The following is an 11946-nucleotide window of genomic DNA, read 5'->3' as shown; positions in this document are numbered from 1 at the left end:
AGGAGCATTGCGATGAGTACCGACGATAAACGCATCCGCGAGTTTGCCTATCAGATCTGGGAGTCGGAAGGTAAACCCGAGGGCCAGGAAGCCCGGCATTGGGAGATGGCGCGCAAACTGGCCGAAGCCGAAGCCCTGGCGCCGAAAAAGTCACCCAAGGCGGTTGGCAAAACGGCGACCAACAAGCCTGCTGCCGGCAAAGCGCTCAATGGCAAGGCTGAGCCAAAAACCAAAACCAAGGCCAAACCTGCCGCTGCCTCCAAGGTGATTCCACCGGGCGAGAAAGCCACAGAAAAAAAGCCTCGCGCCCCGCGTAAACCGCCTGCGGTCTGACGGTCGCTTTTGTCCTGAATGAATTCGTGGCGGGTCTTCCCGCCACCGAGGGCGCGCTCGCCGGGAATACCCCCCCTGTGGGAGCGAGCCTGCTCGCGAAGACGGAGTAACAGCCAACATTGGTGTCGACTGACACGACGCTTTCGCGAGCAGGCTCGCTCCCACATTTTGACTGCGCCGTTGTATCCCCTTTGCAGGAGCACTTATGACCCGTCCAAAGAAAGACACGCCGACACCTCAAGAGCCATCGCGCATCCGAGAAGGCCTGCCCTTTCCATTGGGTGCGACCTGGGACGGTCTTGGGGTCAATTTCGCTCTGTTTTCCGCCAATGCCACCCGTGTCGAACTCTGCATTTTCGACGATGCCGGCGAAGTGGAACTCGAACGCATCGAACTGCCGGAGTACACCGACGAGATCTACCACGGCTACCTGCCCGATGCCCATCCGGGGCTGATCTACGGCTACCGCGTGTACGGCCCGTACGACCCGGCCAACGGCCATCGCTTCAATCCCAATAAGCTGCTGATCGATCCCTACGCCAAACAACTGGTGGGCAAGCTGAAATGGTCCGAGGCACTGTTCGGCTACACCATCGGCCATCCCGACGCCGATCTGAGTTTCGACGAACGCGACAGCGCGCCTTTCGTGCCCAAATGCAAAGTCATCGACCCGGCACACACCTGGGGCCACGACCACCGGGTCAGCGTGCCATGGGACAAGACGATCATTTATGAAACTCACGTGCGCGGCATCAGCATGCGTCACCCTTCTGTCCCCGAAAATGTGCGCGGCACTTTTGCCGGACTGATGGTCGACGACGTGCTGGAACACATCCGCAAGCTCGGCGTGTCCACCGTGGAGTTGCTGCCGATCCATGCCTTCGTCAATGACCAGCACCTGCTGCACAAAGGCATGACCAACTACTGGGGCTACAACAGCATCGCTTTCTTCGCGCCCGACCCGCGCTACCTGGCCAGCGGCAAGATCGCCGAGTTCAAGGAAATGGTCGCGCACCTGCACGAGGCCAATCTGGAAGTGATCCTCGACGTGGTCTACAACCACACCGCCGAAGGCAACGAACAAGGCCCGACCCTGTCCATGCGTGGCATCGACAATGCCTCGTACTACCGTTTGATGCCCGACGACAAACGCTTCTACATCAACGATTCCGGCACCGGCAATACCCTGGACCTGAGCCATCCGTGCGTACTGCAGATGGTGACCGACTCCTTGCGCTATTGGGCCACGGAAATGCACGTGGACGGTTTCCGCTTCGATCTGGCGACCATTCTCGGGCGTTATCACGATGGCTTCGACGAGCGCCACAGCTTCCTCGTGGCTTGCCGTCAGGACCCGGTGTTGCGTCAGGTGAAAATGATTGCCGAACCCTGGGATTGCGGTCCCGGCGGCTATCAGGTAGGTAATTTCCCACCGGGCTGGGTGGAATGGAACGACAAGTTCCGCGACACGGTGCGCGCTTTCTGGAAAGGCGACGACGGGCAACTGGCGGACTTCGCCAGCCGCATGACCGCATCGGGCGAGATGTTCAATCAGCGTGGCCGCCGCCCCTATTCCTCGGTGAATTTCATCACCGCCCATGACGGCTTCACCCTCAATGACCTGGTGTCGTACAACGATAAGCACAACGAAGCCAACGACGAAAACAACCAGGACGGCAGTAACAACAACCTGTCATGGAACCACGGCGTCGAAGGCCCCACCGACGATCCGCAAATCAACGAGTTGCGCCTGCGTCAGATGCGCAACTTCTTCGCCACCCTGTTGCTGGCCCAGGGCACGCCGATGTTGGTGGCCGGCGATGAATTCGCCCGCACCCAGGACGGCAACAACAACGCCTATTGCCAGGACAGCGAGATCGGCTGGGTCAACTGGGACCTCAGCGAAGACGGCAAGGCCCTGCTCAAATTCGTCAAACGCCTGATCAAGTTGCGCCTGACCTACCCGATCCTGCGTCGCGGGCGCTTCCTGGTGGGCAATTACAACGAGGACATCGGCGTCAAGGACGTCACCTGGCTGGCCGCGGATGGCAGCGAGATGACCACCGAGCATTGGCACGATACGCACAATCGCTGCCTGGGCATGCTGCTCGACGGTCGCGCCCAGGAAACCGGCATCCGCCGCAAGGGTGCCGACGCCACGCTGTTGCTGGTGGTCAATGCCTACCACGACATCGTCAACTTCCTGCTGCCGGAAGTGCCGGACGGCGGTTTCTGGACGTGCATGATCGACACCAATCAACCGTCGATCCGCGGCCAGGAACGCTTCGAGTTCGGTCACGAATACTCGGTCACCGGCCGTTCGTTACTGCTGTTCGAATTGCAGCATGAGGAAGATGAATGAAGGTATGTGGTTAAAATGCCCTCGCCACAAGAAACTTCGAGGCGACGAATAGCACTACATGAGCAATACTCTGCTCGCGACGATTCCAGGGTTCGGAACGCGGCAAAACGCTATCAACGAGAACAAGGACGTAGCCATGAAACCGCTCTCTCTGCTCGAAAACAGTCCGTCGGCACAGATCTGGAACAGTGCCTCGCAACTGGACAACGTCCCGGTCATCAACACCCAATCCCTGGTCCCGGCCGGGGCACGCGCCGTGGTGATTGCCCCGCATCCCGGCGATGAAGTGGTGACCTGCGGTGGCCTGCTACAGCTGCTCAGCAGCATGGGCCATCCGCTGCAATTGATTTCGATCACCGACGGCAGCGCGAGCCATCCTGGATCGCAGCAGTGGTCGGAGAAACGCCTCAGCGTGTTCCGCGCCCAGGAAAGCGTTGAAGCCTTACGCCGCCTCGGGTTGCCGATGCACAGCCTGAAGTGGATTCGCGGCGGCTTCACCGACAACGCCCTGGCCGAGCACGAACAGCAATTGACGCGGTTCATCGCCCGCTATCTGCGGCCCGGCGATGTGGTGTTCAGCACCTGGTCCGAAGACGGTAACAGCGACCACGACGCCGTCGGCCGTGCCAGCGCCAACGCCGCCGCGATCGCCGGCGCCGACTTCAACGAAGTACCGGTCTGGGCCTGGCACTGGTCGACGCGCGATCATGGCCTGATCCCCTGGCACCGCGCGCGCAAGGTACGCCTGGACACCTGGACGGTGGCGCGCAAAAGCCATGCGACCCATGCCTATGCCAGTCAGCTGGACGGCGAGCCGGCCATCGGCATCGCCCCGCTGTTGCCACGGGTACTGCTGGAGCGGATGCGGTTGCCCTATGAAATCGTCCTGGTCTGAACTGTGTGCGAGCCTGCTCGCGAAAGCGCTGGGTCAGTCAACATCGATGTTGGATGTGCCGTCGTCTTCGCGAGCAGGCTCGCTCCCACAGTTAATCGATGCGGCGCCGAAATCATCCAGACTGAACTGCCCGCCTCCACATGAGTCGCATGCATAAGCCAGCCTTGATTCAGAGGAGTGAAAGTGACCAGTACCTCCAAGCCGCAGACGGTCCAATCCACGACGTTGAACCAAACTCCGGCCATTCATCGATTGCGCGTGCTGACCGTCAACACCCACAAGGGCTTCACCGCCCTCAACCGACGTTTCATCCTGCCGGAATTGCGCGAAGCGGTGCGCAGTACCTCGGCGGATCTGGTGTTTTTGCAGGAAGTGGTGGGCGAACACGATCGTCACTCCTCGCGTTACAATGATTGGCCTGCAACTTCGCAATACGAATTCCTGGCGGACAGCATGTGGAGCGACTTCGCCTACGGCCGCAATGCGGTCTACCCGGACGGTCACCACGGCAACGCGCTGCTGTCCAAATACCCGATTCGCGAATACCGCAACCTAGACGTTTCCATCACCGGCCCTGAACGACGCGGGCTGCTGCATTGCGTCCTGGACGTACCGGGTCACACCGAGGTCCATGCGATCTGTGTGCATCTGAGCCTGCTGGAAAGCCATCGCCAACTTCAATTGCAGTTGCTTTGCCAATTGCTCGAGTCCCTGCCCGACCACGCGCCGGTCATCATCGCCGGCGACTTCAACGACTGGCAGCTGCAAGGCAACGCCGCCCTCGCCCGTCGCGACTACCTGCACGAAGCCTTCGAACGCCACCACGGCCGCCCGGCGAAAACCTACCCGGCGCGGTTTCCGCTGCTGCGCCTGGATCGCATTTATCTGCGCAATGCCAGTAGCCATGAGCCGCAGATCCTCGGGACCAAACCCTGGACGCACCTGTCTGATCATTTGCCATTGGCCGTTGAAGTACGCCTTTGAACCCGTGCCGGTCATGCCGAAAAACATCAAGAACCGTCAACTGAATCGTTAAACCTGTTACTTATGACAGTAGCGACGCCAAAAAACTATTGCTACGTTGCACACGTCCGTACTGCCTGAACGTACGGACATTCGACTTACAGTAGCCGTCGTTGCTGAAGTTTTTTGATTACGGGTCATTGCCGTCCCGATGCCGTCTCGCAACTCGCGCTGCCGAGGGTGTCTGAAGCCTTGCCATTTTTGACAAGTGGCAATTCAGTCGCCGAATCCCAAGCGGAGACGAGCATGAATTTTTCCAGCCATCTGCCCAAATACCGTTACAGCGCCTGCGCCGTTTCAATCTGGCTGTGCATCGGTTGGCCGCAACCGGTACAAGCGGCCTGTACCCTCACACCCACCGCCGGTAATGACAATCACGTCTGTGACAGTGGTAGCAGTGGACCGCTGAGCGACCTGACCGGAAACAACAGCTTGACCTTCCCCGTCAATGGCAGCGGCACGATCAACGGCAACGTGACGTTCGGTGCTGGCATCGACAACGTCGACATGAAATCCGGCAGCCTCGTCGGGGCGCTTGACCAGGGTGATGGGGCCGACACGCTCACCATCAGCGCCGGGCAGATCACCGGCGCGGTTCAGCAAGGCAACGGCGTCGATAACTTCACCATGAGTGGCGGTACGATCCAGTCCCTGGCCCAAGGCGACAGTCGCGACTTTTTCCGGATGACCGGGGGCAGGATCATTGGCGCTTACGAAGACGGCGACACCGCCAACATGACCGGGGGCAGAATCGGGCGGGTCGACATGAAGCTCGATGACAACCTGTTCGACCTGTCCGGGGGAGAGATTGATGGCAACCTGGTCACCGGCTTCGGCACCGACACCATCATCATTTCCGGGGGCAAGATCGGCGGCAATGTCAGCGTCAGCGGCGGCAACGACAGCATCACGGTGACCGGCGGCGAGGTCGTCGGCGAGATCCGCACCAGTCTCGGCAACGACAGGTTCGTATGGGACGGTGGCGGCGTCCTCCACTCGGCCATCCTGATGGAAGGCGGCGATGACACAGCGACCCTGAGTCATCTCGACGAAAGTACCCTCGCCCAGAATCCGAGCCTGAACGGTGGCACCGGCAACGACGTACTGACCTTTGATAACACCAAAACCGCGGGGGCAGGTCGCTACGTCCATTGGGAAACGGTCAACCTGAACAACAGCTCGCGGTTCGATCTCGACGGCAACCTCGTGGTCGGCGACAACACCAGCGGCGGCGGTACATTCAACATCGACAGCAGCAGCGTCCTGACATCGGCTCAAGGCAGCATCTCGCCCTTCACCGCCGGCCAGCCTGCCACCTTGAACAACGCCGGGATCATCGATCTAAGCAGCAACTCCAGTACCAGCGACACGCTGACGGTACAAGGCAATTACGCGGGCAGCAGCGGTCAATTGCGGGTACAAAGCGTGCTCGGCGATGACAACTCGCCCAGCGACAAACTGGTGGTCAAGGACGGGACATTGACCGGTACGACTTCGATCAGCGTCAGCAATGTGGATGGCAGCGGCGCGCCAACCCAGCAGAACGGCATTATGCTGGTTGAGGCTCAAGGCACGGCCACCAGCAACAACGACGCCTTTTCGCTCAACACTCCGGTGGAGGCAGGCGCATTCCAATACGCCTTGTACAAGGGCGGCATCACCCCCGGCAGCGAAAACAGCTGGTATCTGCGTTCCTCGGTCATGGCCGCCCCACTGGTCTCGGTCCCCAACCCCGACCCGACCTTGCCACCCATTCTGGTGCCTCTGGTCGCGACACCGGTGGCCGCTCCCGGAAGCCCACCTTTGCCAACGCCCCAACCCGGTGCGGCACCAATCCCGTTGTACCGTCTGGAAGTGCCCGTCTGGTCGGTATTGCCACCCGCCGCTGCACAACTGACCCTCACCGCACTCGGCACCTTCCATGATCGTCAGGGCAATCAGCGCCTGCTGACCGAAACCGGAGCTTTCGGCGCGGGCTGGGGCCGGGTCTACGGAAAGGATTTCGATCAGACCTGGGCTGGCACCGTCACGCCACGACTCGACGGTTCGATCAAAGGGTTTCAGGTGGGCAACGATCTCTACAGCTCACAGACAGCGGGGGGACAAACCCAGCGAACAGGCTTCTTCATTGGCCACAATCGCGTGAAGGGTAATGTCGACGGTTTCAACCAGGGTTATCAAAATAAAAGCGCCGGTAAAGTCGAGATCGAAGGCGACAGCCTCGGCTTGTACTGGACGCTGACAGATCCCATGGGCGGCTACGTCGATCTGGTTGCGATGTACACCTCACTCGACGGCGATAGTCGCTCCGACCGTGGTGTCAAACTCAATAACGACGGGCATGTCTGGACATTCTCGGCCGAGGCCGGTTATCCATTCCCACTGACGAACAATTGGGCGATCGAACCCCAGGTGCAAGTCATCCATCAGAAGGTAAATCTGTATAGCCAGGACGACGGTATCTCCCAAGTATCCTTCGATGCCGATTCCACCGAAACCGGTCGCCTCGGCGTGCGACTCAATGGGCGTTACGACGTCGCAGGCCTGCCGCTGGAGCCCTGGTTGCGTGCCAACCTGTGGCACACCTTGTCAGGCACCGACACGGTCACTTTTGCCGGAGTAACCGATATCAAAACCGAACAGAAGTCTTCGTGGGCCGACGTGGGCATCGGTGCCACCCTGTCCCTGGCCAAAGACGTCAGTGTGTACGCCAATATCGATTACAGCAGCAACATAGACAGCAATCAGCAGCGTGGAACCACTGGCAATGTGGGCATCCGCTTGAGCTGGTAATACTGAGCAACCGCTCTAGCCCACACCTTTTTTTGACGTTTGCACCATTAAACAAGAACTTAGGGATACGCCATAAATCAGTCACTTATAAGACCCGAAATACCCATACCACTTATCGGCCATTTTCTTGACGCAGTGGCCGGGGTCTTCTTGACTTCACCGTACTACCCCCGGAAACACAATCAGGGGCAAGCCCCCAAGACACCCGAGAACACGGGCGGCCCCCGGCTTGCCTCCTTACATTCGGTCGCCCCTCGCTCGGGGTAGGAGAGACGCCAAGGCATGTACGGCACGCGATTGCAAGGTAGCCCGCCATGAAAACCTCACTCACCCAACAAGAGATCAAAATCACTTTTTGCACTGTCTCGAGTTCACTCCTGCTGTGCTCCTCCATGGAAGTGCAGGCCTCACCGGCCGAGGAAGAAACAACCCCCTGGTACCGCCAGGACATCCCGGTGCTCACCCTGCCCGCTCTCGCCACCCCGTACCCCGGCCGTTTCAGCCCTGCCCCCGACCTGCGAAGTAGCCACTTCACCACCGAAGACGCGACACCCTACGCCTGGGATCAGATTTATGGACAAGCCTCACGCCAGGCACAAACCGACGCCTTGGCCCAAGGATTCACCAATGCCGGCTCCGGCGATATCAAAGGCCCGGCGATCCTGACCCTGCACAGCAACAGCGGCCACACCCAACGGGTCGGGCTGATTGGCGGCACCAGCCAGATTCAAGGCAACAGCCATGGCCTGCTGACCAACCGCGGCCAGTCCGACCCGCAAACCGACACCCTGAACCTGCAAGGCGAAAGCCTCGGCGCCTATTACAGCCTGACTGGCCCGCAAGGCTGGCACGTCGACCTGTCGGCCAGCGGTGGCCGCGTCAACGGCTTCAGTCGCAACGAACAAGGCGCCCGCCAGGCCGCCGAAGGCAGCGCGGTGACGCTGTCGGTGGAAGGTGGCTTCCCGATTGGCATCAGCGAAAACTGGGTGGTTGAACCCCAGGCGCAATTGATCAACCAACGGATCACCCTCGATACGCCCTACGCGGGGTCAGGCAACGCCTCCTCCAGCGACCTGACGTCGTGGAGCGGCCGGGTCGGCGCCAAATTGAAAGGCAGTTACGACATCAATGGCCTGGGCGTCGAACCCTATGTGCGGACCAACTTGTGGCACACGGTGTACACCGGCAACACCGTGACCCTCGATCAGGTCGACAAGATCAGTAGCAGTCGATATTCCTCGACGGTCGAAGTCGGCCTGGGCCTGGTCGCCCGGGTGACGCCAGCCGTCAGCCTGTATGTCAGTGCCGATTACAGCAGTGATGTGGACGACAATGACTTGAACGGGGTGATTGGCAGCCTGGGGGTGCGGATGCGGTGGTGAATTAAAACCTCAAACGTTGTGTTGTCTGGTACGACGCTTTCGCGAGCAGGCTCGCCCCCACAGGTTTCACGGTGATCCCTGTGGGAGCGAGCCTGTTCGCAAAGGCAGCGACGCGGTTTCGGATCAACCCTGCGGACTCAACATCAACAGTCCGCATGCAATCCCTCGGCTGATCATCCCGCAACGCCTGTTATTTCTGACAGTAGCGCCTGACCCTCCCTGTTGGTACCGTGGAAAAAACACTGTGCAGTGTGATGCGCAGTCGAAAAAGCCATGCCAGCAGCTTGTATTGCCCGATGTTTTGCGACGCAGGAAACCCGTAGTCCCTGATCCGTATCGCTCTTGACGTTGCCATGGTCCGCCCCGCAGGTGCGGGGCCACGTCCTATCGAGTGAGGATGGATCATGAGCACACCCGTTTCGCCTCTCAAGCACTTGAGCTTTGCTGCTGTGTCGTTATTGACCCTGATCCACTGGCCGCTCACCACTCACGCTGCCTGCACACTCGTCCCCACCGCCGGTGATGACACCTTCACTTGCGACAGCGGCACCAGCCCCGGGCTCACCGACACGGGCGGCAATAACAGCCTGTCCTTTCCCGCTGCCGGCACCGGGATCATCAATGGCGATGTCACCTTTGGCGCAGGCGCCGATCTGTTGCAAATGAGTTCAGGCACCATCACCGGCCCCGTGGATATGGGCGACGGCGCAAATATCGCGCAACTCTTTAATGGCACCATTACCGGGTCGTTCCGCCAGGGTGATGGCAACGATACTGCACAGGTCAGCGGTGCCAGCCTCACAACCTTCACCCAGGGCGCCGGCAATGACAGTTTCACTATCAGTGGCGGGTCCGTGAGGTCGCTGGACCAGGGGGATGGCGGTGACACCTTTACCATGAGTGCCGGCACCATCACTGATGTCTTAGAAAACGGTGAGCAAGCACTCATTAGCGAAGGTTCGATCGGCCGGGTCGCAATGAACCTGGACCATAACGTCTTCGAAATGCTGGGTGGGCGGATCGTCGGCGACCTCGATGCCGGCACCGACGACAACAACGTCATCATCAAGGGCGGTACGGTTGGCGGCAATATCATTGTCAGTGGCGGCGGTAACCTCTTCACGGTGACCGGGGGTGAAATCGTTGGACAGGTCCGCGGTGGTACCGGCGATGACTTGTTCTCATGGGACACTGACGGGCTTATTCGATCGGCCATCCTGATGGGTGGCGGCGACGATCAAGCACTGCTGCTCAACCTCACTGAAACCAACTTGTCGTCCCCTTCCAGCATCGATGGCGGTCAGGGCAACGACACACTGACGCTCGACAACAGCCGGTCCGCCAATCCGGGACGCTATCCCCATTGGGAAACGGTGAACCTGGATAACGGATCGCTCTTTGACCTGAACGGCGATTTCGCCCTGGGCGACAGCGTTTCGGCTACGGGTGAGTTCAACATTCACGGCAGCAGTGTGTTGCGGGTCGACCAAGGCAGCATCACCCCTTTCACTGCCGGTCAGCTCGCCACCTTGAACAACAAGGGCCTGATCGACATGACCAGCGGCAGCGGTGCCGCCAGTGCAACTAACCAACTCACGGTCACGGGCCATTACATTGGCGACAATGGCCAGTTGCATCTCAATAGCGTGTTGGCCAGCGATGACGCCGCCAGCGACAAAATGGTGGTGGATCGAGGCACGCTACAAGGCTCCACCACCCTCAGCATTGTCAATCTGGCCGGCCCCGGCGACGTGACCCGACAGAACGGCATCCTGGTGGTCGAAGCACGCAATGGTGCCACGGGCGGTGATCTGGCGTTCAAATCCAGCGGGCCTGTCTCCGCAGGGGCCTTTGACTATTATCTGTTCAAGGGTGGCGTTACACCCGGCACAGCCCAGAACTGGTACTTGCGCTCCGCTGTCGTGGCACCTCCCCTGCCAGGGCCGATCACTGAATTGCCCGGCGTGGAGGACCCAGCCGTGCCATTGCCAGGCGTGGAAGACCCACCCGTTCCACTGCCGGGAATCATCGAGGATCCCGGCGGAGCGATCTTGCCGATCATTCCGGAACTGCCCGAAATCGAACCGGGCAAACCGCCTATCCCGCTCTATCGTCAGGAAGTCGCGGTGTATTCGGCGCTACTGCCGGCCGTCAATCAACTGGTCCTGGCCGCACTTGGCACCTTCCACGAGCGCCAGGGCGATCAGAACCAACAGCATCAGGAAGGCGCTTTCCCGGCAGGCTGGGGCCGGGTTTACGCAGGCAACAGCCGCCAGAGCATTGCCGGCACGGTCAACCCACGCCTGGACGGTGCGATGTCGGGGTACCAGGTCGGCAGCGACTTCTACGGATGGAGCACCGATGATGAGCAGACCCGAAAGGTGGGCGCGTTCGTCGGTCACAGTCGGTTGCAAAGCGACATCGACGGCTTCACCGGCGGTTTCCAGCACCGCGACGCCGGCAAAAGCACAGTGCGCGGCGATAGCGTAGGCCTGTACTGGACACTCATCGATCCCTACGGTTGGTACATCGACAGCGTGCTGATGTGGACGGACCTGGCTATCAACAGCGAGTCCAATCGCGGAATCAAATTCAACACCGAGGGTCATGCCACGACACTTTCGCTGGAGGCTGGCTACCCGTTGCAGATCGCCCAAGGCTGGTTCCTGGAGCCGCAGGTACAGTTGATCAGCCAGCACCGCACACTGGACGGTAAAAATGACGGCGTCGCCGATATCGATTTTGATTCCGACAACAGTGTAACGGCTCGCTTCGGTGCCCGACTGCGCGGCACTTATCAGGTGGCCGGCATGTCCCTGCTGCCCTACGTGCGAACCAATGTCTGGCATACCTTGTCCGGCACCGACCGGGTGATGTTCAACAACGTCACGGCGATCGACACGCAGCAGAAGTCCACGACCCTGGACCTGAGCATGGGCATGACCGTGCAAGTGTCGAAGGCTTTAAGCCTGTATGGCGAGGCTGGATACGATACCCAGCTGGACAGCAACGCGCTGAATGGACGCAGGGCGACGTTCGGGCTGAGACTGGATTTTTGATGGGACACCCACTGACGCCTTCGCGAGCCGGCGCGCTCCCACAGGTTCAGGGGATCCCTGTGGGAGCGAGCCGGCTCGCGAAAGTAGCGATGAGGTTTC

General features: G+C 60.1%; 7 protein-coding genes. All 7 read left to right on the top strand.

The features are described from left to right. The first annotated feature begins 12 nt into the window (after nt 1-12). The 7 genes from AC07ZE_RS14040 (at nt 13) to AC07ZE_RS14010 (ending at nt 11847) form a co-directional block, all read left to right on the top strand. Nucleotides 13-333 carry a DUF2934 domain-containing protein gene (locus tag AC07ZE_RS14040; RefSeq protein WP_207265327.1) on the top strand — a complete coding sequence of 107 codons (321 nt, stop codon included), beginning with the start codon at nt 13-15 and terminating at the stop codon, nt 331-333. Nucleotides 334-538: 205 nt separating this feature from the next. Next, nucleotides 539-2695 (top strand): glycogen debranching protein GlgX, encoded by a 2157-nt coding sequence (glgX, locus tag AC07ZE_RS14035; protein WP_207265326.1) that lies wholly within the window; start codon nt 539-541, stop codon nt 2693-2695. A gap of 136 nt (nt 2696-2831) precedes the next feature. Further along, on the top strand, nt 2832-3590 hold the full coding sequence (locus AC07ZE_RS14030) for a PIG-L deacetylase family protein (RefSeq protein WP_207265325.1): 759 nt from the start codon (nt 2832-2834) through the stop codon (nt 3588-3590). Between the two features lie 183 nt (nt 3591-3773). Further along, nucleotides 3774-4574: an endonuclease/exonuclease/phosphatase family protein gene (locus AC07ZE_RS14025; RefSeq protein ID WP_207265324.1), complete on the top strand. Its 801-nt coding sequence runs from the start codon at nt 3774-3776 to the stop codon at nt 4572-4574. A 285-nt stretch (nt 4575-4859) separates the two neighbouring features. Beyond that, entirely contained in the window at nt 4860-7406 is a 2547-nt protein-coding gene (locus tag AC07ZE_RS14020; protein WP_207265323.1) for an autotransporter family protein, read from the top strand. Nucleotides 7407-7720: 314 nt separating this feature from the next. Next, nucleotides 7721-8788: an autotransporter outer membrane beta-barrel domain-containing protein gene (locus AC07ZE_RS14015; protein WP_207265322.1), complete on the top strand. Its 1068-nt coding sequence runs from the start codon at nt 7721-7723 to the stop codon at nt 8786-8788. 404 nt (nt 8789-9192) lie between these two features. Beyond that, a complete protein-coding gene (locus AC07ZE_RS14010) occupies nt 9193-11847 on the top strand; it encodes an autotransporter outer membrane beta-barrel domain-containing protein (RefSeq protein ID WP_207265321.1) in 2655 nt (884 codons plus the stop codon). The last annotated feature ends 99 nt before the right edge of the window (nt 11848-11946 follow it).

The sequence above is a fragment of the Pseudomonas sp. GW101-3H06 genome (genome assembly GCF_059424605.1).
Note: the sequence above shows the minus strand (reverse complement) of the source record. Positions and strands in the feature narration are given on the sequence as shown.